The organism is Arthrobacter sp. NPDC058288, assembly GCF_042880995.1.
GTDB lineage: Bacteria > Actinomycetota > Actinomycetes > Actinomycetales > Micrococcaceae > Arthrobacter.
The window spans coordinates 1,166,258-1,188,195 of sequence record NZ_JBHVYH010000001.1 but is presented as its reverse complement, the minus strand read 5'-3'; the positions used below and the strand labels follow the sequence as shown (position 1 = coordinate 1,188,195).

20 protein-coding genes and 1 tRNA gene are annotated in these 21,938 nt (G+C 65.3%); 7 read left to right on the top strand and 14 right to left on the bottom strand.

The window, feature by feature from the left end; translation table 11 throughout:
* Nucleotides 1-3: 3 nt before the first annotated feature.
* Nucleotides 4-981, bottom strand: coding sequence for a DMT family transporter (locus tag ACFVWT_RS05660; RefSeq protein ID WP_390245999.1), 978 nt, complete (start codon nt 979-981; stop codon nt 4-6).
* On the opposite strand from ACFVWT_RS05660, the gene ACFVWT_RS05655 reads away from it, so the two are divergent.
* Entirely contained in the window at nt 980-2,392 is a 1,413-nt protein-coding gene (locus ACFVWT_RS05655) for a PLP-dependent aminotransferase family protein (protein WP_390245997.1), read from the top strand. The genes ACFVWT_RS05660 and ACFVWT_RS05655 overlap by 2 nt on opposite strands.
* Nucleotides 2,393-2,499: 107 nt before the next feature.
* Here ACFVWT_RS05655 and ACFVWT_RS05650 read toward each other — a convergent pair whose 3' ends face one another.
* The 7 genes from ACFVWT_RS05650 to ACFVWT_RS05620 all read right to left on the bottom strand — a co-directional run bounded on the left by ACFVWT_RS05650 (nt 2,500) and on the right by ACFVWT_RS05620 (nt 7,573).
* Complete coding sequence (locus ACFVWT_RS05650) at nt 2,500-3,849, bottom strand: MFS transporter (protein WP_390245995.1); 1,350 nt, start codon at nt 3,847-3,849, stop codon at nt 2,500-2,502.
* Nucleotides 3,850-4,018: 169 nt separating this feature from the next.
* Nucleotides 4,019-4,816 (bottom strand): IclR family transcriptional regulator, encoded by a 798-nt coding sequence (locus tag ACFVWT_RS05645; RefSeq protein ID WP_390245993.1) that lies wholly within the window; start codon nt 4,814-4,816, stop codon nt 4,019-4,021.
* Nucleotides 4,817-5,142: 326 nt separating this feature from the next.
* Nucleotides 5,143-5,433: a hypothetical protein gene (locus ACFVWT_RS05640; RefSeq protein ID WP_390245991.1), complete on the bottom strand. Its 291-nt coding sequence runs from the start codon at nt 5,431-5,433 to the stop codon at nt 5,143-5,145.
* 100 nt (nt 5,434-5,533) lie between these two features.
* A tRNA-Val gene (locus tag ACFVWT_RS05635) sits at nt 5,534-5,609 on the bottom strand.
* A 110-nt stretch (nt 5,610-5,719) separates the two neighbouring features.
* Nucleotides 5,720-6,640 carry an NAD-dependent protein deacetylase gene (locus tag ACFVWT_RS05630; protein ID WP_390245989.1) on the bottom strand — a complete coding sequence of 307 codons (921 nt, stop codon included), beginning with the start codon at nt 6,638-6,640 and terminating at the stop codon, nt 5,720-5,722.
* 4 nt (nt 6,641-6,644) lie between these two features.
* On the bottom strand, nt 6,645-7,157 hold the full coding sequence (locus tag ACFVWT_RS05625) for a peroxiredoxin (protein ID WP_390245987.1): 513 nt from the start codon (nt 7,155-7,157) through the stop codon (nt 6,645-6,647).
* Entirely contained in the window at nt 7,154-7,573 is a 420-nt protein-coding gene (locus tag ACFVWT_RS05620) for a DUF3052 domain-containing protein (RefSeq protein WP_390245985.1), read from the bottom strand. The genes ACFVWT_RS05625 and ACFVWT_RS05620 overlap by 4 nt, the downstream gene beginning before the upstream one ends.
* A 395-nt stretch (nt 7,574-7,968) precedes the next feature.
* On the opposite strand from ACFVWT_RS05620, the gene aceE reads away from it, so the two are divergent.
* The 6 genes from aceE (at nt 7,969) to fabF (ending at nt 15,995) form a co-directional block, all read left to right on the top strand.
* Nucleotides 7,969-10,737 (top strand): pyruvate dehydrogenase (acetyl-transferring), homodimeric type, encoded by a 2,769-nt coding sequence (gene aceE / locus ACFVWT_RS05615; RefSeq protein ID WP_390245983.1) that lies wholly within the window; start codon nt 7,969-7,971, stop codon nt 10,735-10,737.
* A 172-nt stretch (nt 10,738-10,909) separates the two neighbouring features.
* Nucleotides 10,910-12,154 carry a PucR family transcriptional regulator gene (locus ACFVWT_RS05610; protein ID WP_390245981.1) on the top strand — a complete coding sequence of 415 codons (1,245 nt, stop codon included), beginning with the start codon at nt 10,910-10,912 and terminating at the stop codon, nt 12,152-12,154.
* A gap of 87 nt (nt 12,155-12,241) precedes the next feature.
* Nucleotides 12,242-13,171: an ACP S-malonyltransferase gene (locus ACFVWT_RS05605; protein ID WP_390245979.1), complete on the top strand. Its 930-nt coding sequence runs from the start codon at nt 12,242-12,244 to the stop codon at nt 13,169-13,171.
* Nucleotides 13,168-14,229: a beta-ketoacyl-ACP synthase III gene (locus ACFVWT_RS05600; RefSeq protein ID WP_390245977.1), complete on the top strand. Its 1,062-nt coding sequence runs from the start codon at nt 13,168-13,170 to the stop codon at nt 14,227-14,229. The genes ACFVWT_RS05605 and ACFVWT_RS05600 overlap by 4 nt, the downstream gene beginning before the upstream one ends.
* Before the next feature lie 122 nt (nt 14,230-14,351).
* On the top strand, nt 14,352-14,597 hold the full coding sequence (locus ACFVWT_RS05595; protein ID WP_011692310.1) for an acyl carrier protein: 246 nt from the start codon (nt 14,352-14,354) through the stop codon (nt 14,595-14,597).
* A gap of 159 nt (nt 14,598-14,756) precedes the next feature.
* Entirely contained in the window at nt 14,757-15,995 is a 1,239-nt protein-coding gene (gene fabF, locus ACFVWT_RS05590; protein WP_390245975.1) for a beta-ketoacyl-ACP synthase II, read from the top strand.
* Nucleotides 15,996-16,129: 134 nt separating this feature from the next.
* On the opposite strand, the gene ACFVWT_RS05585 is transcribed toward fabF, so the two are convergent.
* The 6 genes from ACFVWT_RS05585 to ACFVWT_RS05560 form a co-directional block, all read right to left on the bottom strand.
* Nucleotides 16,130-16,633: a DUF3145 domain-containing protein gene (locus tag ACFVWT_RS05585; protein WP_011692312.1), complete on the bottom strand. Its 504-nt coding sequence runs from the start codon at nt 16,631-16,633 to the stop codon at nt 16,130-16,132.
* Between the two features lie 320 nt (nt 16,634-16,953).
* On the bottom strand, nt 16,954-17,880 hold the full coding sequence (locus ACFVWT_RS05580) for a tyrosine recombinase XerC (RefSeq protein ID WP_390245973.1): 927 nt from the start codon (nt 17,878-17,880) through the stop codon (nt 16,954-16,956).
* A gap of 121 nt (nt 17,881-18,001) precedes the next feature.
* Nucleotides 18,002-19,186: a DNA-processing protein DprA gene (dprA, locus tag ACFVWT_RS05575; RefSeq protein WP_390245971.1), complete on the bottom strand. Its 1,185-nt coding sequence runs from the start codon at nt 19,184-19,186 to the stop codon at nt 18,002-18,004.
* 10 nt (nt 19,187-19,196) lie between these two features.
* A complete protein-coding gene (locus ACFVWT_RS05570) occupies nt 19,197-20,741 on the bottom strand; it encodes a YifB family Mg chelatase-like AAA ATPase (protein ID WP_390245969.1) in 1,545 nt (514 codons plus the stop codon).
* Nucleotides 20,742-21,098, bottom strand: a complete 357-nt coding sequence (locus tag ACFVWT_RS05565; RefSeq protein ID WP_390245967.1) for a YraN family protein — start codon at nt 21,096-21,098, stop codon at nt 20,742-20,744.
* A 494-nt stretch (nt 21,099-21,592) separates the two neighbouring features.
* Nucleotides 21,593-21,919 (bottom strand): DUF2469 domain-containing protein, encoded by a 327-nt coding sequence (locus ACFVWT_RS05560; RefSeq protein ID WP_003806068.1) that lies wholly within the window; start codon nt 21,917-21,919, stop codon nt 21,593-21,595.
* Nucleotides 21,920-21,938 lie beyond the last annotated feature (19 nt).

Here is a 21,938-nt window from a genome sequence, read left to right as displayed (position 1 = left end):
GTGCTAATCCTTTGCGGGCTGGAGGGATCTTGTGGCGTGAAGGTTGGGCCGCGGAGCCGGCACCGGGCTGAGGCGGACCCGGACAGCTGCGCCGGCGCAGAGAATGACGGCCAGGCCACCGATGATGGTGGTCCAGGTTAGGGCCTCGCCCAGTAGGAGCCCGGCCCAGCAAATGCTCAGTACTGGCTGGGTGAGCTGTACTTGGCTGACCCGCGCCATGGGGCCGATGGCCAGGCCCCGGTACCAGGAGAAGAACCCGAAGAACATGCTCACCACGCCGAGATAGGCGAACGCCGCCCACTGGACGGGAGTGGCCGACGGCGGTTGCTGGACGATGGCAACCAGCGTCAGGAACACCATGAACGGCGACGCAAGCACCAATGCCCAGGACACGGTCTGCCAGGGGCCGAGCTCACGGGCCAGCAGGCCGCCCTCCGCGTAGCCGATGGCCGCTGCCACTACTGCGCCAAGGAGCAGCAGGTCGGCTGCGTGCAGCTGACCGAATCCCCCGGACTGCATGGATGCGAAAGCTATGGCCGCCAGCCCGCCCGCACCGCTGATGAGCCAGAACGCCATGGGTGGACGCTCGCGGCCCCTCAGGACCGCCGCCGTCGCCGTCACGGCCGGGAGCAGTGCGATGACCACCGCGCCGTGGCTGGCCGGCGTGCTGGCGAGCGCGAAGGATGTCAGCAAGGGAAAGCCAATCACGACGCCGGCGGCCACCACCGCGAGGCGGGCCCACTGCACGCCGCGGGGAAGTCGCTGGCGCGCGAGCGTGAGGGCGGCAGCGGCCAGGACAGCGGCCACGACCGCGCGTCCGGATCCGATGAACAGCGGTGACATTCCCGCGACGGCGACCTTGGTGAACGGGACGGTGAACGAGAATGCCGCTACTCCAAGGGTGCCCCACCACAGGCCGGAGGGGTGCCGGTTCAGTATCACTGGGGTTTCGCGCGTAGTAGCGCTACTATTGTCTTTCATGAATAACGATAGCAGTTCCCGGATTGCCACGCGACTGCGGGAATGGATCGCCACAGCAGCACCCGGAGCCCGCCTGCCTTCCACCCGGTCGCTGGTGGCCGAATACCAGGCAAGTCCAGTGACCGTGCAGAAGGCGCTACAGACCCTCACGGCGCAGGGCCTTGTCGAGAGCCGGCCCGGCGTGGGGACCTTCGTCCGGGCCGTCCGGACTGCGCGTCCCGCGGACTACGGCTGGCAGACTGCGGCCCTGCGGTCACCGTTGGCGCCACTTCCGTCAGCCTCCACCACCATGCGCGACGTCGCGAACAACGCCATCGCGTTCCACTCGGGCTATCCGGACCGGGAACTCCTCCCCGAGCGGCTGGTGCGGGCCGCACTCACCCGGGCAGCCCGTGGCGACGCAGCCTTGTCCCGTCCTCCCGCAGCGGGCCTGCCGGAACTGCAATCGTGGTTTGCCCGCGAACTGGGAGCCGCGACTCCCGCCGGAACCACCCCGCCGAACCCAAGCGACGTCGTCGTGCTGCCGGGAAGCCAGAGCGGGCTCAGCTCCATCTTCAGCGCTCTCGCCGGCCGGGGACAGCCGTTGCTGATGGAATCCCCCACCTACTGGGGAGCCATCCTCGCAGCGGCCCAGGCCGGAGTCCGCGTTGTCCCGGTACCCAGCGGTCCGGACGGCCCGGACCCGGCGGAACTGGCCCGGGCGTTTGACGAAACCGGCGCGCGCCTCTTCTACGCGCAACCCAACTACGCGAACCCAACGGGTGCCCAGTGGGCGCCAGGGCGGGGGGAAGAGGTCCTCGAGGTGGTACGGGGGAAGGGCGCATTCCTGGTGGAGGACGACTGGGCGCACGATTTCGGCATCACCACCAGTCCTGTGCCCGTCGCCTCGCGCGACGACTCCGGCCATGTGGTGTACCTGCGTTCCCTGACCAAGAGCGTGTCGCCGGCCATCCGCATTGCCGCCGTGATCGCGCGCGGCCCGGCACGTGAGCGCATCCTCGCGGACCGGGCAGCCGAGTCGATGTACGTCAGCGGGCTGCTCCAAGCCGCAGCGTTGGACGTCGTGACGCAGCCGGGGTGGAATACGCACCTGCGCAGCCTCCGCCACCAGCTCCAGTCGCGCCGCGACCTACTGGTGACCAGCATCCGCGAGCACGCACCGCAGGCGCACATCGAACAGGTCCCCAAGGGAGGGCTCAACCTTTGGGCCCGCCTGCCCGACGGTACGGACCTCGTACGACTGACGCGTGACTGCGAAAGCCACGGCGTCATCATCGCCGCCGGGCGCGAGTGGTTCCCGGCCGAACCCGCCGGCGCGTTCATCCGCCTCAACTACTCCGGGTCCAACCCGGGCGCCTTCCCCGAAGGGGCGCGGATCATCGGCGAGTCAATTGAACGGAACAGGTCCTGAATCAGGCGCGACGCCGCTGCAGGCGCAGCAAAGGACGTGGCTCCCTCCGTACGGAGGGAGCCACGTCCTGCGGGCTGGAATGCAGTTCCGGCGTTGCGGGCCGGCGTTTAGCTCGCATCCTCCGTGAGGATGAGGTCGCGGCCCACGGTCTCCGGAGTGAAGAACGTGGTGGCGAAGGAGATCAGCGCGAGCACCAGCGAATAGATGGCGAGCACCAGCCACGAGTGATCCGTCGCCGCAAGGAGTGACGCTCCCACGAGGGGCACAAGGCCGCCGGCCATAACGGCTGAGAGTTCACGGCTCATGGCCACTCCGGTGAAGCGGTACTGGGAACCAAACAGTTCAGGCAGCAGCGGGCACTGGGGGCCAAGCATGGACTGGACGCCGATGGCGATGCCGACCACCATGACCACCCAGACGAGTGTCACGTTGCCGAGCGTCACGAGGTAGAACGCCGGGAGGGCGATGACGGCTTGGAACAGGGCGCCGTAGCGGTACACCGGGACGCGGCCATAGCGGTCCGAGAGTGCGCCGAACGTGACCACCATGACGGCGGCAAAGCCGGCGGCAATGAGCAGGCCCACGGGTCCGATGAACTTGTCGCCCGGGAATACGCCGTCTTTGGCCGCCAGGAACGCGATCAGGAGTGCGGAGTAGATCGAGGAGTTGCCGTTCTCGCCCATGCGCAGCCCGATGCCGATCAGGACGTTCTTCTTGGAGTGCTTCCACAACTGGCCGATGGGGTTCTTGACCACGTTCTTGTGCTTTTCGAGCTCCTGGAATACCGGCGTCTCCTTGAGCCGCAGCCGGATGAAGATGGCTACTGCAATCAGGATGATGCTGGCCAGGAACGGCACACGCCACAGCCAGCCCTCAAGGACGGCTTTGTCGGCCATGGCGATCAGTGCAAACGTGCCGGCACCGAGGAGGGTGCCCAACTGGATGCCGACGAACGGCAGGGAAGCAAAGAATCCACGACGGCGGCGCGGAGCCACCTCGGAAATCAGGGTCGTTGCACCTGCCTGTTCAGCGCCGGCTCCGAGGCCCTGGAGGATGCGCAGGGTTACAAGGAGGACCGCACCCAGCATTCCCGCCTGCTCGAACGTGGGCAGCAGTCCGATGGCGAAGCTTGCGGTTCCCATCAGGCCGATCGTGAGGATCAGCACCATTTTTCGGCCGAACCTGTCGCCGATGACGCCAAAGATGACGCCGCCGAAGGGACGGGCAGCAAACCCGACGCCGTAGGTGGCGAATGACGCGATCAGCGCCCCGTCCTCACCGAGGGGCTTGAAGAAGAGGGGACCGAAAATCAAGGCTGAAGCCAGGCCATAAATGTAGAAGTCGTAATACTCCAGAGCGGAGCCCACGGAGCTGGCAAGAGTTGCCCTCCGCAGTTGTTCCGGTTCGACGACGGCGCCGTCCGCATCGGCAAGCGGTGATTCAGTACGAGTTGTCACTAGCACTCCCTTAAGAACACTCCAGACCCCCGTTGGTCTGGTGGGATAGCGGCGTCACCGGTGGTGTCGATCACTATATTGAACAGAGTACAGCACTCTGAACGGATAGCCAATGATGAAATACGATTTGTTTCTCCGGCCGAGCGTCTCCGCCTGGGCGGGCATTCTTTTAGCCCATGGGATTGCCCAGTGAACGGGCCAGCTCCTTGAGCTCCTTGACCATGAGGGCGCCCTGTTCCTCGGAGTAGGTGGCCTTCAGGGCGGTGACCGACAGGCCCAGGCTTGGCCCGTGGGCTCCCCTGGTGGGGACCGAGACGGCGAGGCAGACAACGCCAGTGGTGGATTCCTCATCCTCGAACGCATATCCCTGCTCACGGATGACCGGCAGCTGCTTCTTGAATTCGGCACCCGTACGCAGCGACTTCGGCGTGAGCACCGGAAGCTCGGCGTCATCAGGGAATAGCTCGTCGATGTCATGGTCATGCAGCCGTGCGATGAGCGCCTTGCCGACGGCGCAAAGCGACACCGGCATCTTGTCGCCGATATTCGACGTTAACCGGACCGCAGGGTGGCCCTCATAACGGGCCAGGTAGATGACATTGGTTCCGTCAAGCATCGCGATGCGGACCGTCTCCCCGGACAGGGTGGGAGCCTGTTCGCAGAAGCGGTAAAACTCCTGGACCTCGTCGAGCCGGCTGAGGTAGGCGGCACCAAGTTCCACGAGCTTGCGCCCGAGCGTGAAGTCGGCACCCTGGCGGTTGATGAGGCGGGCCTCTTCGAGGGCGAGCAAAAGGTTCGACGTGGACGACTTGGGGATGCCGAGTTCGCGTGAAAGGTCACTCAGCGTGAGCCTGCCCGTCGCCGAGGCAGCCAAGGCCTCCAGCACAGCGGCGGCGCGCGTCACAGCCGGCGCGGGGGACGCACTCCCCAGTCCGTCGGAGGTGCGGGGAGCCCGGGAATCGGCCATGATTCTCCTTCAGTTAAAGCGCGTCCGTTAGTGCGCCATTCATACAAACCTGTTCATTCAGCTGAACAGTAACCATCATAATGTCTAGGGACGCGAATTGTTCCCCTGCGCCCCACTTGCCGGGACGGGGGAAGCCGGCAGTCCTGGACCGCTAAGTCCGGCAGCGCAGGACCTTTGACTCTGGAGGACGCGGACGCCACGCCTCAAACTGTTTCACATTTCGAAAAATTCACTGTATATTCAATTCAAGCCTTCCACCGCGGCATCCCCCAATAGCCGCGGTGGAAGGCTTTTCCAATTCCCCGGCAGCATCGCCAGGCCAGGCATCACGCGGCGTCCGCAATAGCCTCCCTCAGCCGCCAGCCTCCGCCTAGTCCGTCCCGGATCAGTTCCATGGTGGTCAATGCCGAGTCCTCGTTCCTGCCCAGCCTGGCCTGCACCCGCCACACCTCAATGTCCACCCTGCCCAGGCCCTTGGGCATCCTGCGCTCGGCCTCCCACCAGCTGACGCGCTCAAACCAGCGGACAGGCTCTGCGCCGATGGTCCATTCGCGGCCGCCGCGGAGAATCGAAAGGGGCCGGCCGTCCGGGGCCATCCTCATCATGATGTGTTCCATCCCGCCACACTATGGACGGGGTCCGACAATATATCTTTGGCATTGGACACAAAAAACCCCGCCATTGCGGCCTGTTCAGGCTGCAAGGACGGGGTTTTGCTGGTGGGTCCTACCGGGATCGAACCGATGACATCCACGGTGTAAACGTGGCGCTCTACCAGCTGAGCTAAAGACCCATGCGATGATTTCCGCGCCTCAGCGCTTCAACCAACGAACAGCAACTGTACCGGATGCACCATGCAGAAAGCCAATCGGCATCCTCCTCAGCGGGCTACTGAGGTGCACGTCACAGATCCGGAAGTTCGGCGGCAAGCCAGGTGAGTGATTCGCTAACGCCGGCCTCCAGCTTGATGGTCGCAAGGTCGTCTCCGCGCGTCGCTCCCCGATTGATGATGACCACCGGCTTCTCCTGCTTGGCGGCGTGCCGGACAAAACGAAGACCGCTCATGACCGTCAGTGAGGATCCTGCAACAACCAGAGCGCCGGCCTCATCGACCATGGCATACGAGCGTTCAACCCGTTCTTTCGGAACGTTTTCGCCGAAGTACACGAAGTCGGGTTTGAGGGTTCCCCCGCAGGCCGGGCAGTGCGCCACCACGAAACTACGGATGAGGGCCGAGTCCTCCACGGTGGCGTCGGCATCCGGCGCCATCTCAACAACGCCGTCCGCCAAGGCCTGCTCCAGGAATCCCGGGTTCAACTCCTCCAGCAGTCCGGCAAGCAGCGTCCTGCTGTAGCGGCGTCCGCAGGAAAGGCAGGCCACCCGGTCGAAGCGGCCGTGGAGGTCCACCACATTGACGCTGCCGGCGTCCTCGTGGAGCCGGTCCACATTCTGGGTGATCAGGCCGGTCAACAGGCCGCGCTGTTCAAGCCGGGCCGCCGCTGCGTGGCCGTCATTCGGGTCCGCGCGCCGGAGGTGGGACCAGCCGATGTGGTTGCGCGCCCAGTACCGCTGACGGTTGCCCGCGTGCCCGATGAACTCCTGGTAGGTCATGGGCGCCCTCGGGGCAGCGTCGGGACCCCGGTAGTCCGGTATGCCGGAGTCGGTGCTGAGTCCGGCTCCGGTGAGGAGCGCGAAGCGTGTTCCCGCTATGATGTCCCTGATGTCCCGGAGGACGCCGAGTTCGTCAGGGGCGGGAGTGGCGGCACCGACCGGCGGCAGACTGGCGAAGCCAGTCATGCCGAGTCCGGGGTGCCGCTGCCTCATGGGGTCAGTTCCCGCCAAGCTCCGACAGGGCGGCGCGGTAGCCGGCCAGGTCGCGGGCCTGGCCGCGGGGATTCACCACGACGTACCGAATGATGCCGTCCGCATCGATGATGAACGTACCCCGTTGAGCCATGCCGCTGCCGGGGTCGAAGACGCCGTATTGGTTTGCAACCGCACCATGGGGCCAGAAGTCGGCCAGCAGGTCGAATCCGTAGCCTTCCTTTTCTGCGTAGGCCCGAAGAGTGAATTTGCTGTCCACTGACAGGGCCAGGACAGTGGCGTTGGCGTCCGCAAACAGCGAAAGGTTGTCCCGGATTTCACAAAGCTCGCCCGTGCAGATTCCGGAAAAGGCAAACGGATAGAAAACGACGACGACGTTGCGCCCACGCAGTTCCGACAGCCGGACGGGCTCACCGTACTGATTGACCAGTTCGAAGTCGGGGGCCAGGTCTCCGACCTCGGGAACAGCGGCGGCCGCAACAGCATCATCAACCGTTTGCAGTTGCCCGAGCGTCACTTGTTCTTCCTGGTGACCAGGCGCGTGGCACTCCAGTCCTTGGAAACACCTGCCGAAGTGGTGAGGTGCAGCCCTGCCGTGGGTGCGGCCTCCTGGATCTCTGCCGGGGAGACGTAACCGGTCCTGCCCGACTTGGGGGTCAGTACCCAGACCACACCGTTTTCACTCAGCGTGGTCAGTGAATCCATGAGCGTGTCTACCAGGTCCCCGTCGCCGTCGCGCCACCAGAAGATGACGGCATCGACTACGTCATGGTCGTCTTCATCAAGGAGTTCCGAGCCCGTGAGGTCTTCAATATCGTCACGTAAGTCGAAGTCGACGTCATCGTCGTAACCGAACTCCTGAATCAGATCCCCGTTTTTGAAACCCAATTTTTCCGCCACATTTACCGAAGTGGCGGCGTCGGCCTCGCTCACGTGTTCCTCCAATGCTTAGTCATCTGCATAAATCTAGTGATTTCCATTACTACAAGCCAACACCCTTTGTGCCTGCTCTTCAAGCTGTTGCCCCCGCGATCCCACTTATTCTGCGTCACATCCGGGCTGGTGACGGCCCGGCAAGGCGGCTTTCCGTCACACAACCAGTATGACGTCAAATACGACAGGTACGTCAGGCAGCGGCTACGCATCGGATAGCTCTCACAGCTAGAGTGGCTGATGACGACTATGCCGGCGGGGCGATCGCCCTGGATTTATGCGGTTATAGACGTGATAGGACCCTGCCCGGCGCACATGACCGGGCTGATGTAACCGATACGTCGCACACGTCGCGTTCACGCCAGGCAGTTACCCTGCCGGACCTGAGGGCGCCGATGAATGCGCGCAAAGAGAGGTTGGACGTGGCTGCAGGAGAAGATACCTCCCATATCCTCAGCGGGTTGACTAACCAGCTGCCTGATCGTGATCCGGAAGAGACCGCCGAATGGATTGAGTCCCTGGATACGCTGATCAGGGAACAGGGCACCGAGCGTGCCCAGTACATCATGCGCAGTCTCCTGCAGCGTGCCGGCGCCCAGAGCGTCGGGGTTCCGATGGTCACCACCACGGACTATGTGAACACCATCCCCGCGGACCAGGAAGCACCGTTCCCCGGCAACGAGGAATACGAGCGCCGCTACCGGGCGTACATGCGCTGGAACGCCGCGGTCATGGTGCACCGGTCCCAGCGCCCGAACATCGGCGTCGGCGGGCACATCTCCACCTACGCCGGTGCCGCGACCTTGTACGAGGTCGGCTTCAACCACTTCTTCCGCGGCAAGGACCACCCCGGCGGCGGGGACCAGGTCTTCTTCCAGGGCCACGCCTCCCCCGGCATGTACGCCAGGGCGTTCATGGAAGGACGCCTGAGCGAGGAGGACCTGGACGGGTTCCGGCAGGAAAAGTCCAAGGCCGGGCACGCCCTGTCCTCCTACCCGCACCCGCGGCTGATGCCCGGGTTCTGGGAATTCCCCACCGTGTCCATGGGCATCGGGCCGATGAACGCGATCTACCAGGCCCAGTCCAACCGGTACCTGCACAACCGCGGCCTGAAAGACACCTCGGACCAGCAGGTCTGGGCGTTCCTGGGCGACGGGGAAATGGACGAGCCCGAATCCCGCGGCCTGCTCCAGCTCGCCGCGAACGAGAACCTGGACAACCTGAACTTCGTGATCAACTGCAACCTCCAGCGCCTGGACGGTCCGGTGCGCGGCAACGGCAAGATCATGCAGGAACTCGAAGCGTTCTTCCGCGGCGCGGGCTGGAACGTCATCAAGGTCGTCTGGGGCCGGGAATGGGATGACCTGCTCGCCAAGGACTCCGACGGGTCGCTGGTGAAGATCATGAACGAGACCCCGGACGGGGACTACCAGACCTACAAGGCCGAATCCGGCGGGTTCGTCCGCGAACACTTCTTCGGCAAGGACCCCCGCACCAAGGACCTCGTCGCGGACCTGACCGATGACCAGATCTGGAACCTCAAGCGCGGCGGCCACGACTACCGCAAGGTCTACGCCGCCTACAAGGCAGCCACCGAATTCAAGGGCAAACCCACCGTCATCCTGGCCAAAACAGTCAAGGGCTACGGCCTCGGCCCGCACTTCGAAGGCCGCAACGCCACCCACCAGATGAAGAAACTCACCCTCGACGACCTCAAGTCGTTCAGGGACCACCTGCGCATCCCGATCACGGATGAGCAGCTCGAAGGCGATCCCTACCAGCCGCCGTACTTCCACCCCGGCAACGATGCACCGGAAATCGCGTACATGATGGAGCGCCGGGCAGCCCTGGGCGGCTCCGTTCCGGAGCGCCGCAGCAAGCATGCAGCCATCACGCTTCCGGACGCGAAGTCCTACGAGGTGGCCAAGCGCGGTTCGGGCAAGCAGCAGGCAGCCACCACCATGGCGTTCGTCCGCCTGCTCAAGGACCTCATGCGGGACAAGGAGTTCGGCAAGCACATTGCTCCGATCATCCCCGATGAGGCCCGCACGTTCGGCATGGACGCGTTCTTCCCCACGGCCAAGATCTACAACCCCAAGGGCCAGAACTACCTCTCCGTGGACCGGGACCTGGTCCTGGCCTACAAGGAATCCGCCCAGGGCCAGTTGATCCACCCCGGCATCAACGAAGCCGGCGCCGTCGCAGCCTTCACCGCCGCCGGCACCGCCTACGCCACCCACGGCGTCCCGCTGATCCCGGTCTACGTGTTCTACTCCATGTTCGGCTTCCAGCGCACCGGCGACGCCTTCTGGGCCGCCGCGGATCAAATGACCCGCGGCTTCATCATCGGCGCCACCGCAGGACGGACCACCCTCACCGGCGAAGGACTCCAGCACGCCGACGGCCACTCCCCCATCCTCGCCGCCACCAACCCGGCAGTCGTCACCTACGACCCCGCCTACGGCTACGAAATGGGCCACATCATCCGCGACGGCATCGAACGGATGTACGGACCGGACTCCACCGACCGGAACCTGATGTACTACATCACGGTCTACAACGAACCCATCACCCAGCCGGCCGAGCCGGAAGAGCTGGACGTTGAAGGCGTGATCAAGGGCATCTACCTGCTCGCACCGGCCAAGATTGACGGCCCCCGCACGCAGATCCTGGCGTCGGGCGTGTCCGTGCCGTGGGCGCTGGAAGCGCAGCGGATCCTGGCCGAGGACTGGGGCGTCTCCGCGGACGTCTGGTCCGTCACGTCCTGGAACGAACTCCGCCGCGACGCCATGGCTGCTGAGGAAGAGGCCTTCCTCAACCCGGGCCAGCCGGCGCGGGTGCCGTTCGTCACCGCCCAGCTGGAAGGGGCCACCGGTCCCATCGTGGCGGTCACGGACTACATGAAGGCCGTCCCGGACCAGATCCGTCAGTTCCTCCCGAACGAGTTCGCCTCGCTCGGCGCGGACGGCTTTGGCTTCTCCGACACCCGCGCCGCGGCACGCCGCTTCTTCAAGAACGACATCCACTCCATCGTGGTCCGGTCGCTGGAGATGCTCGCCCGCCGCAGCGAAGTGGATGCCCAGGCTCCCGCCCAGGCCATTGAGAAGTACCGCCTGCACAACGTGAACGCGGGTTCCACCGGAAACGCCGGAGGCGAATCCTGACGTTCCACACCTAGTCAGGGAAATTGACGACGGCGGTCCCCACCAAAGGGGGGCCGCCGTCGTCGTCCCTGCCCTGGGTTGCGCGTGCCGGGCTGGCCTGTGACGCAGCGCAAATCGAGTTGTAGCCTTTGCACAAATGGAGCTTGGCCTGCGCGCACCGTATGCTCGATGCATGGCAGAGCCAACCCCCACCCCCGCAAAGCGCAAGCCGGCCTCGCGCGCCCTGACGCCGGAAAAAGCCCAGACGCTGAAGAAACTTCGGGCGAGCGTGGGGCAGCTGTCCACCACCACGATGCGCCAGCTGGAGAAATCGCTGCCCTGGTACAGCCGGCTCAGTTCCGATGAGCGATCCGCGCTCGGGATGGTGGCCCAGAACGGTATCGCCGCGTTCGTGACCTGGTACGAGCGGCCAAGCTCGCCGTCGTGGATCCTCACCGACGTCTTCGGGACCGCGCCTACCGAGCTGACCCGCTCCATCAGCCTGCAGAAGGCCCTCCAGCTCATCAGGATCGTGGTGGAGGTGGTGGAGGACCAGGTGCCCGTGATCGCTCCGGAGGCGGATCAGCCGGCACTCCGTGAAGCCGTGCTCCGCTATTCACGTGAAGTGGCCTTTGCCGCGGCAGACGTCTATGCCCGGGCGGCCGAATCCAGGGGCTCGTGGGACACCCGGCTGGAAGCCCTGATTGTCGATGCGATCCTGCGCGGCGAGAACACCGATGCCTTGCGGTCCCGCATTGCAGCCCTCGGTTGGAAAGCCCAGGAACGTTTTACCGTGATGGTGGGCAATTCGCCGTCGGAACCCAGTGCCAGCTACGTCAGCGAACTGCGCCGTACGGCCGGCCGGTTCGCCGAAGACGCGTTGGTGGGGATCCAGGGCGACCGGCTCATCCTCATCCTCGGAGGGGTCCAGGACCGGGAGAGCGCCTACCTGAAACTCAGCGAGCTCTTCGCCCCCGGGCCTGTCGTCTACGGACCGGAGGCGGGTTCCCTGCTGGAAGCGAGCAGTTCGGCCCAGTCGGCTTTCGCCGGGCTGACGGCTGCACGCGCGTGGCCCTCGGCGCCGCGCCCGGTTGCCGCCGACGACCTGCTGCCGGAGCGGGTCATCTCCGGGGACGATGCCGCCCGCCGGTCGCTTATCAAAAACATCTACCGGCCATTGATCGCAGCGTCCAACGGGCTGGTGGAGACCCTCGGTACCTACCTCGAACTTGGGCACTCACTGGAGGCAACGGCCCGTGAACTCTTTGTGCACGCCAACACCGTCCGCTACCGGCTCAAGCGCGTCTGTGACGTCACAGGCTGGGATCCGCTCCTTCCCCGGGAGGCGTTTGTGCTTCAGGCAGCCCTCGTGGTGGGGCGGCTTTCCGCGCCGCCCAAGGCACCCGCCGAACGCCAGCCGTCCCGGAACAGCAGCTGAACCGTTGTAGACTTCCTACAAACTGACCCAGTGAGCTTGGTGCATGAATACACCGAGAATCACGCGGTAATTTGGAAAGCTGGATACGTGCTTGCAATCGTCTGCCCTGGACAGGGCTCCCAGACCCCTGGTTTTCTGGCCCCCTGGCTGGAACTGCCTCCCGTCGCAGGCCATTTGGCCTCCCTCAGTGAAATAGCAGGCATCGACCTCACCACACACGGCACGACGTCGGATGAGGAAACCATCAAGGACACGGCGGTGGCCCAGCCGCTGATCGTTGCGGCCGGACTGGTGGCCGCCAAGTCGCTCTTCGACGTCGAACTCAGCACTCTGCCCGTCATCCTCGCCGGGCATTCCGTCGGCGAGATCACGGCGTCGGCGCTTGCAGGTGTCCTCACCGAGACCGAGGCAATGACCTTCGTACGTGAACGCGCCAACAGCATGGCTGCCGCGGCAGCCGTCACGCCTACCGGCATGAGCGCCGTGGTTGGCGGGGACCCTGCCGAGGTCCTGGCGGCCATCGAGTCCTCCGGCGCCACGCCGGCCAACGTCAACGGCGCCGGCCAGACCGTTGCCGCAGGCACCTTCGAGCAGCTGAAGGCCCTGGCGGAGAACCCCCCGGCCAAGGCCCGCGTGATCCCGCTGAAGGTGGCCGGTGCCTTCCACACCTCGCACATGTCCCCGGCCGTTGCTGCCCTGGAAGCCCTGAAGCCGTCGCTCAAGCCCAGGAACCCGCAGGTGCCGCTCCTTTCCAACTTCGACGGCAAGGAAGTGACCGACGGTGATGCAGCAGTCGGCAGCCTCATCGCCCAGGTCTCCCGCCCGGTCCGCTGGGATCTCTGCATGGAAACGCTGGTGCAGCGCGGCGTCACCGGTGTCATTGAACTTGCGCCGGCCGGAACCCTGGCCGGACTCGCCAAGCGCGGCATGCCCGGAGTAAAGACGGTCGCCGTCAAGACTCCGGACGATCTCACCGCTGCCCTTGCACTATTCGCAGAACTGGAGGGACAGGCATGAGCGCTCCCGCACTCAAGCAGGCACCGCTGCGGGAACACACCCGCATCCTCGGACTCGGCGCCTACCGGCCCAGCGTCATCGTCACCAACGAGGATGTGTGCCAGTGGATCGATTCCTCGGATGAGTGGATCCGGCAGCGTACCGGCATCGTGACCCGTCACCGGGCCCCTGCGGACGTCAGTGTCATTGACATGGCGGAAGGAGCGGCCCGCGAAGCCCTGGCGAAGGCCGGCATCGAAGCGAGCCAGCTGGGCGCCGTCATCGTCTCCACTGTTACGCACCCCTACGCAACGCCCTCTGCTGCCGCCAGCCTGGCAGACCGCCTTGGCGCAACGCCTGCGCCGGCTTTCGACATCTCGGCTGCGTGCGCCGGCTACTGCTACGGCATTGCCCAGGGCGACGCCCTGGTCCGCTCCGGCGCGGCTGAATACGTGCTGGTGGTGGGAGCCGAGAAGCTCTCCGACGTCATTGACAACACCGAGCGCACCATTTCATTCCTGCTGGGCGACGGTGCCGGCGCCGTGGTGATCGGCCCCTCCGACACGGCCGGCATCGGTCCGTCGGTCTGGGGTTCGGACGGCAGCAAGTGGGATGCCATCGGCATGACACATTCCCTGCTCGATGTGCGGGAACTCGCCTTGGCTGCGAACAAGTCCGGTGCGCTGAGCGCCGAGGAGGCCGAGGTAACGGACTCCGCTATCTGGCCCACCCTGCGCCAGGACGGCCAGACAGTATTCCGCTGGGCGGTTTGGGAGATGGCCAAGGTGGCCCAGCAGGCTCTCGATGCCGCCGGCGTCACAGCGGACGACCTTGTGGCTTTCGTCCCCCACCAGGCCAACATGCGCATCATCGACGAAATGGTCAAAAAGCTCAAGCTTCCCGAGACCGTCAAGGTGGCCCGGGACATCGCTGAAGCCGGAAACACCTCGGCGGCTTCCATTCCGCTGGCCACCCACCGCCTGCTGCAGGAAAATCCCGAACTCAGCGGCGGACTCGCCCTGCAGATCGGATTTGGCGCAGGTCTGGTGTTCGGCGCCCAGGTGATCGTGCTCCCGTAGCCGAACCCTTTACCCACAACTGAATACGTTCTGAACAGTACGGATTCGCGAACCAAGCCGTAATCGCGGCTTGAATCATTTCCGGCAGTACCTGTCGGCAACAACAAGAAAAGGAGCCATCAATGGCTAGCAACGAAGAGATCCTGGCCGGCCTGGCTGAAATCGTCAACGAAGAGACCGGCCTCGCCACCGAAGCGGTCGAGTTGGACAAGTCCTTCACCGAGGACCTGGACATCGACTCCATCTCCATGATGACCATCGTGGTCAACGCCGAAGAGAAGTTCGGCGTGCGCATCCCGGACGAAGAGGTCAAGAACCTCAAGACCGTCGGTGACGCTGTCAGCTTCATCGCAAACGCACAGGCCTAGTCCTGGCTCCTGCCGGCAACGGCCTGCACCGGTAAACGGTCCGGAGCGCTGAACAAGCGCTCCGGACCGGGCACCGCTGAATGACCTCAAGTTTTCCCCACGCATCCCCGGCCAGGCATCTCCCCGGATACGGCATGCGCACCGATAGAGAGTGATCCCATGGCACGCAAAGTAGTCATTACCGGTCTGGGTGCCACCACGCCCATTGGCGGCGATGTCCCCACAATGTGGAATAACGCGCTGAAGGGCGTCTCCGGCGCGCGCACGCTCGAGGATGACTGGGTGGCGAAGTATGAACTGCCCGTTCACTTCGCCGCCCGCGCCTCGACCCCCGCACTGGATGTCCTGAGCCGCGTGGAAGCCAAGCGAATGGACCCCTCCACGCAGTTCGGCGTCGTGGCCGCCCGCGAAGCGTGGGCCGATTCCGGCATCACCGAAGTCGACCATGACCGCCTGGCGGTGGCCTTTGCCACGGGTATCGGCGGCGTATGGACGTTGCTGGACGCCTGGGACACCCTGCGCGAAAAGGGTCCGCGACGCGTTCTACCCATGACCGTGCCCATGCTCATGCCTAACGGCGTGGCCGCAGCGGTAAGCCTTGACCTCGGAGCCCGCGCCGGCGCCCACACCCCGGTGTCCGCCTGCGCCTCCGGCACTGAGGCCTTGCACCTCGGCCTGGACCTGATCCGTTCCGGCAAGGCCGACGTCGTAGTCTGCGGTGGCGCGGAAGCGGCGATCCACCCAATGCCCATTGCGGCGTTTGCCTCCATGCAGGCGCTCTCCCGCCGCAATGATGATCCCGAGCACGCCTCCCGCCCCTACGATACGGGCCGCGATGGCTTCGTCATGGGCGAGGGCGCCGGCGCCCTGGTCATCGAGGCTGAGGAACACGCGCTTGCCCGTGGAGCGCGGATTTACGGCGAACTCGCCGGAACATCCGTGACGGCAGACGCCTACCACATCACCGCGCCCGATCCCCAGGGTCTGGGCGCCACCCGCGCCCTGAAGGCGGCCATGTTCGACGGCCGCATCCAGGCCGAGGAAGTCGTTCACGTCAATGCGCACGCGACGTCCACGCCTGTTGGTGACAAGCCCGAGTACACGGCCCTTCGCGCCGCCCTGGGATCGCACGTGGACAACGTGGCGGTCTCCGCGACCAAGTCCCAGATGGGCCACCTGCTGGGTGCTTCGGGCGCCGTGGAGGCCGTGTTGACCGTACTGGCTGTATACGAGCGTAAAGCTCCGGTGACCATCAACCTGGAAAACCAGGACCCGGAGATTCCGCTGGACGTTGTCACGAAGACCGCCCGCGAACTGCCCTCGGGCAACATCGTGGCGCTGAGCAACTCGTTCGGCTTCGGCGGCCACAACGCCGTCATTGCAGTACGCAGCATCTAGCGTCCCCGGTTGTACAGCGAGAGGCCCCTGCCGTCCGGCAGGGGCCTCTCGCGTTATGGAGGGTATTGCCGAGCGGACCGGTTGTTCCCGCTCGTTTTCGCGCTCGCGCGGTGTCTGAACGTGCGGAGGCCCGGTCAGCCCACCTGGTGCAGCCAGCGCACTGGAGCGCCCTCGGCAGCGTGCCGGAACGGCTCCAATTCCTCGTCCCAGGCTTCGCCGAGGGCAAGCGAAAGCTCGTGGTAGACGGCGGACGGGTCGCCTGCCCCGGACTCGTAGGCGTAGCGGATGCGGTCCTCGGAGACCATGATGTTTCCGTGCACGTCCGTGACGGCATGGAAAATCCCAAGCTCCGGCGTGTGAGACCAGCGGCCACCGTCCACGCCCTGGCTGGGCTCTTCCGTGACCTCATAGCGCAGGTGCGCCCATCCACGCAGGGCAGACGCCAGAAGCGCTCCTGTCCCCGGGCTGCCGGTCCAGGAAAGCTCCGAACGGAACATTCCGGGCGCAGCAGGCTGAGCAGTCCACTCAAGGTCCGTACGCTTGTCCACGACCGACCCGATGGCCCACTCAACGTGGGGACACAGGGCGGTCGGGGCCGAGTGAACGAACAAGACACCGCGGGTCATTGCAACAGACATTCCATCCTCCATAGCTGTAGGTACGTCTTCCCCAACGACCTCTGCCTGGATGTGTGTCTGCCGCGCCGGGTCCGGATGCTGCCGATGGTCCCTGCAAAGCTATGAAATTAGTGCCGGCTGATGCCTGAAACCGCTTGAGGGCGAGCTTCAAGCCTGACTTGAAAGTTGCCGGGCGTGACTCTTATTGTGCCGTACCCCGCCTAATTACGCCAGTGCAATTCGGCGCGCCGTAGGTGATCAAGAAATCCTGTACCGCGGTTGGCAGCGGCAGGGGGTGCGCCGGGGCGGGGCTGCGCTGAGCAGCGGCCGCCGGATGTGCTTCAGGCACGCGGATGCGCTTGCTGATAGCTCTGCCGCAGGCGGTCAACCGATACGTGGGTGTAGATCTGTGTGGTCGCCAGGCTGCTGTGGCCGAGGATTTCCTGTACTGCCCTGAGGTCGGCTCCGCCGTCCAGCAAATGCGTGGCGGCGGAGTGACGGAGAGCGTGGGGGCCTGTTGCAGAAGTATCTCCCAGCGCGTCCAGCACGTCTTTCACCACCGTACGAACCTGCCGCTGGTCCACCCGCCGTCCCCTCGCCCCGAGGAAGAGTGCCGAACCGCTACCGTCCACAGCCAACGCCGGCCGGCCGCGGCGCAGCCAGTCGTCGACGGCGACCGCGGCCGGCAGCCCGTACGGTACAGTGCGCTCCTTGTTCCCCTTGCCGACCACCCTGAGCGTCCGCCGGTCGGGGTCCAGGTCGTCCACGTCCATTCCTGCAAGCTCCCCGACACGGACACCGGTGGCGTACAGCAGCTCCACCATGGCACGGTCCCGGAGGGCGAGCGGGCCGCCGTCAGCAGTCGCCGCCTCCAGCGAATCGACAACACGCAGGACCTGTTGCTGGTGCAGGACGCCCGGCAGGGACCTTTCCCGTTTGGGGGCCTTCAGACGCAGCGCCGGATCGGCTTCAAGGATTTCCTCCCGCACAGCCCAGGCGGTGAAGGACCGGGCCGTTGCAGCCCGCCGGGCAAGCGTGGATCGGGACATGCCCGCCTCGCTCTGCGCGCCGAGCCAGCTCCGCAACGTGGACAGTTCGATCCCGTCGAGGCCGGTAGCGCCGTCCGCCGCCGCCATGGCAAGCAGGCTCCGGACATCGGACAGGTAAGCGCGCACGGTGTGGGGTGACCTGGCACGCTCACCTTCAAGGTATCGGCCAAAACGGCTGGCGGCGTCAGCGAGGGCCGGCGGAAGGTCAGAAGTGTCCACGTTCCCACTTTCCCATTATTCGACTGCCAATCAAGGAACCACGCAGCCAAGGCAACCAGTTAGGGGAAGATGCAGGCCTGGCGGCCGGGAGTGCGGCGGTCAACGCCAAGGCAGCCGGCCGTCAGCCGGCCTTTCGAGCCCGTTTCCAGCCGCCGCGTTCGGATTCGGCAAGCCCCAGCAGACCGAGCCTCCCCAGGCCCGCCCTGACCGCGTCCGTGCTCAGTCCCGCGACCGAAGTCAGCTTTTCCACGGAGCTGGCGGATCGCAGTGGCAGTGCGTCGAGCAGGATAAGGTCCTCCAGGGTGAGGCCGTCATGGTCGGCATGCTGTGCCGGGGCCGGGTCTGCCAATGATTCGCCGCTAGGCGAGGCAAGTTCAGCGATTTCGCCGGCGTCGGTGACGCAGACAGCTCCCCCTTCTCGAATCAGCCGGTGGCACCCGGCGGAGTTGGCGCTGTGCACGGACCCGGGGACGGCACCGACAGCCCTGCCCAGGCTTTCCGCGTGGTGGGCCGTGTTCAGTGCACCGGACCGCCAGCGGGCCTCCACCACCACGGTGACCGAGGCCAGGGCGGCGATCAGGCGGTTCCGCTGGAGGAACCGGTACCGGGTGGGGGCCGATCCGGGCGGGACTTCAGCCAGGACAGCGCCCTGGTTCGCTACGGTCCTGAGCAGGTCTTCGTTGCCGGACGGATAGAAACGGTCCACTCCCCCGGCCATGACTGCGATCGTGGGCATCCCGTCACCGGCACCAGCCAGCGCAGCCCGGTGGGCGTGCGCATCGATCCCGTAAGCCCCGCCCGACACGATAGTGAAGCCCCGCTGCGCCAGCGAATAGGCAAGGTCGCCCGTGACGGCCGCGCCATAGCTCGTGCTGTCGCGGGAACCGACCAAAGCAAGGGACCTCGCCGCTGCAGGCAGTGGGTGTTCCAGTCCGCGCCACCAGAGGCAGATGGGCTCATGAAGGTCCAGATCGGCCAACTGTCCGGGCCATAGCGAATCGGAGGGCATGATCATCCGGCCGCCCAGCCGTTGCATGGTGGCAAGATCCCGCTCCGGAGCCAGGTCCGGGATGCGCGGGGCCCAGCGCCTGAGCGAAGCGCTCATTCCAGGCCAGCTCGGCGTCCCGTTCTCCGCAAGCAAAGCCGTGACGTCCTGTTCCAGCTGCGGACCGGACGCCAGTTGGCCAGTGGCGATCCTGAGCGCGTCCACTGCGCCGGCCATACGCACGAGGGCCAGGCCGACGGCGTCCTGCGGCTCCATAAGTCGCGACAAGGCAGCCCGGGCTATTCGTTCATGGTCAGTCATCATTTTCCTTTCAGGCCGCAGCCGAGGCCGCTTGCCGGAGTCCCAGGGCCTGCCCGATATCGTCGGGATCCGGGGTGTCACGGCACGCCAGGTCCGCCAGCGTCCAGGCCAGGCGCAGCACGCGGTCGTATCCGCGGGCGGTAAGGACACCTCGTTCGAGCGAATGGTCCAGGATGCGTGTGGTGGGTGATGCGAGGCGCAGTGCCCCGCGAAGGACACGTCCGGGCACCTGGGAGTTGGTTTCCAGCCCCAGGGGGCGAAGTCTCTCAAGCTGGCGCAACCGCGCGTCACGGACCCGCGCGGCAATTGCATGAGTGTCTTCCTCCGCGCCGGTCCGCCCGAAATCGGCAAGCGAAACCCGCTCCACCTGCAACTGGATGTCCACCCTGTCCAGGAGGGGCCCTGACATCCGGGCCAGGTACCGGCGCCGCATCATCGGGGTGCAGGTGCAGTCGAGCCCCTTCCCCGAGGCCTTGCCGCAGGGGCAGGGGTTGGCAGCCAGCACGAGTTGGAATCTTGCCGGATAGGCAGCTGTACCGGCGGACCGATGGATCACCAGTTCGCCACTCTCCAGGGGTTGCCTGAGCGCATCGAGGACCCGCCGTTCGTATTCCGGGGCCTCGTCCAGGAACAGCACGCCACGGTGCGCCCTGGAGGCTGCGCCCGGCCGGGGCAGCCCTGATCCGCCTCCGATGATGGCGGCGGCGGTGGCGCTGTGGTGGGGATTCTCAAACGGCGGCCGACGAAGGAGCTGCACGGAGGCTGACGGCAGGGAGCACAAGGAGTGGATGGCCGTCACCTCCATGGCCTCGGTATCAGCCAGGTCAGGCAGCAGGCCGGGGAGCCGTTCGGCGAGCATGGTCTTCCCGGCCCCGGGCGGACCGGACAGGAGCAGATGGTGGGCACCGGCGGCCGCGACTTCGAGCGCCCTCCGGGCATCCCCCTGGCCGGAGACGTCGCACATGTCCGGTGCCACCAGGGCTCCGGCAGCAGCTTCGCCGGAGGAATCCTCGTCTGCGGGTTCGAAGTCCAGCGCAAGCTCCAGCGGATCGGCCCCGAAGTCACAGGCGAGTCGGGCCAGGGTCTTGTAGCCGCGGACCCGGGCGCCGGGCACAAGCTCGGCCTCCGCCGCATTCGCCTGCGCCACCACGACGTCCGGATACCCCGCCTGCACGGCGGCCATCACTGCCGGGAGGATGCCGCGGACCGGCCTGAGCCTGCCGTCCAGGCCCAGTTCAGCGATGAAGACAGTCCGTTCCGTTGAGTGGATGTCATTCGCGGCCCGCAGGACTGCCATGGTGATGGCCAAATCGAAACCCGAGCCCCGTTTTGGCAGCGATGCGGGTATGAGGTTGGCGGTGATCTTGCGCCGGCTCAGCGGGATGCCGGAGTTTTGCGCAGCGGACCGGATCCGTTCCTTGGCTTCGTTCAGTGAAGCGTCCGGCAGGCCGAGAATGACGAAGGCCGGGAGGGTCTGGCCGATGTCAGCTTCAACTTCCACGATGTATCCGTTGAGTCCCACAAGCGCCACGGAGTACGTCCTGCCCAGTGCCATCTACCCCACCCCCCTGAGGTGCTCCACGCGCGGCTGGCCGGCGCCGTCGTCCAGGACGGCGACCACGTCGACGCGGCGGCAGGGCATGCGCAGCTCGTGGTCCCGGCACCATGCCGTTGCAAGCCTGTGCAGGCGCGCCAGTTTGGCAACGCCGACGGCTTCAAAAGGATGCCCGTAGGCAAGGGACTTCCGCGTTTTCACCTCCGCGATGACGAGCGAGTCGCCGTCGAAGGCCACGATGTCGATTTCACCTTCGGAACAGCGCCAGTTGCGGTCCACGATCCGCATGCCCTGTGATTCCAGATATCCGGCGGCCAGTTCTTCTCCGCGCCGGCCAAGCAAGTCTTTGGCTCTCATTCTTACCTCCGACACCAGCCTGCGGGAGGGCGCGGACGCGGGCATAGCGGTGGAGACAGCTATGTGGGAAACCCTGCTAGTGGGATGCTGTGGAGGAGATGTTGGCTCCGGGACGTACGGCTAGGCGCGGGTTCCGCATCTCATGCAGTGGGCAGACTGGTGCGGCCGCTCATCGTAGAAGCCGGCATGGCTGCTCCAGATGTGCCCTAGGAACCAGCAGAGTATTTTCATGGTGAGATCTTCTCTGATTTCAGCCGGGTAGGCAGTGCCAGTATGAGCCGCGGTACTCGACTCAAGCACCGCCGGTAATCTGCAGGACGCGAGACCCCTCCGCATCGCGGTAAGCCGTCGGAACAGAAATGCGTATCAATCCCATACAGTAGTCTCTCGCCAAGGATGGCAGGGATACCAGACCCCGGGCAAAAAACAGGTAGTGCAAACCATTGAACCGGTGGTCGGGCGCGAAGATCAGGTGCCCGGCTCAACCGGCCACGTCAGTTGCCGAGATCCACGTCCTTGGGAAGGGCCAGTTCCTCGTTCCGTGGCAGTTCTTCGACGTTGACGTCCTTAAATGTGATCACGCGGACGCTCTTGACGAACCGGGCCGAGCGGTAGACGTCCCACACCCAGGCGTCCTGGAGGGTGAGGTCGAAATAGACTTCGCCGTCGGCACTGCGCGCCTGAAGGTCCACGTGGTTGGCCAGGTAGAAACGCCGCTCGGTCTCGACTACGTAGCTGAACAGCCCGACAACGTCACGGTATTCGCGGTAGAGCTGCAGTTCCATGTCGGTTTCATAGTTCTCAAGATCCTCGGCACTCATGGTTCCATCTTGCACTATT

Excerpts from the sequence above, each read along its gene's own strand:
- ACFVWT_RS05655 (WP_390245997.1), top strand. The coding sequence starts at position 980 with ATGAATAACGATAGCAGTTCCCGGATTGCCACGCGACTGCGGGAATGG.
- ACFVWT_RS05660 (WP_390245999.1), bottom strand. The coding sequence starts at position 981 with ATGAAAGACAATAGTAGCGCTACTACGCGCGAAACCCCAGTGATACTG.
- ACFVWT_RS05645 (WP_390245993.1), bottom strand. The coding sequence starts at position 4,816 with ATGGCCGATTCCCGGGCTCCCCGCACCTCCGACGGACTGGGGAGTGCG.
- ACFVWT_RS05640 (WP_390245991.1), bottom strand. The coding sequence starts at position 5,433 with ATGGAACACATCATGATGAGGATGGCCCCGGACGGCCGGCCCCTTTCG.
- ACFVWT_RS05630 (WP_390245989.1), bottom strand. The coding sequence starts at position 6,640 with ATGAGGCAGCGGCACCCCGGACTCGGCATGACTGGCTTCGCCAGTCTG.
- aceE (WP_390245983.1), top strand. The coding sequence starts at position 7,969 with ATGAATGCGCGCAAAGAGAGGTTGGACGTGGCTGCAGGAGAAGATACC.
- ACFVWT_RS05610 (WP_390245981.1), top strand. The coding sequence starts at position 10,910 with ATGGCAGAGCCAACCCCCACCCCCGCAAAGCGCAAGCCGGCCTCGCGC.
- ACFVWT_RS05600 (WP_390245977.1), top strand. The coding sequence starts at position 13,168 with ATGAGCGCTCCCGCACTCAAGCAGGCACCGCTGCGGGAACACACCCGC.
- ACFVWT_RS05595 (WP_011692310.1), top strand. The coding sequence starts at position 14,352 with ATGGCTAGCAACGAAGAGATCCTGGCCGGCCTGGCTGAAATCGTCAAC.
- fabF (WP_390245975.1), top strand. The coding sequence starts at position 14,757 with ATGGCACGCAAAGTAGTCATTACCGGTCTGGGTGCCACCACGCCCATT.
- ACFVWT_RS05585 (WP_011692312.1), bottom strand. The coding sequence starts at position 16,633 with ATGTCTGTTGCAATGACCCGCGGTGTCTTGTTCGTTCACTCGGCCCCG.
- dprA (WP_390245971.1), bottom strand. The coding sequence starts at position 19,186 with ATGACTGACCATGAACGAATAGCCCGGGCTGCCTTGTCGCGACTTATG.
- ACFVWT_RS05570 (WP_390245969.1), bottom strand. The coding sequence starts at position 20,741 with ATGGCACTGGGCAGGACGTACTCCGTGGCGCTTGTGGGACTCAACGGA.
- ACFVWT_RS05565 (WP_390245967.1), bottom strand. The coding sequence starts at position 21,098 with ATGAGAGCCAAAGACTTGCTTGGCCGGCGCGGAGAAGAACTGGCCGCC.
- ACFVWT_RS05560 (WP_003806068.1), bottom strand. The coding sequence starts at position 21,919 with ATGAGTGCCGAGGATCTTGAGAACTATGAAACCGACATGGAACTGCAG.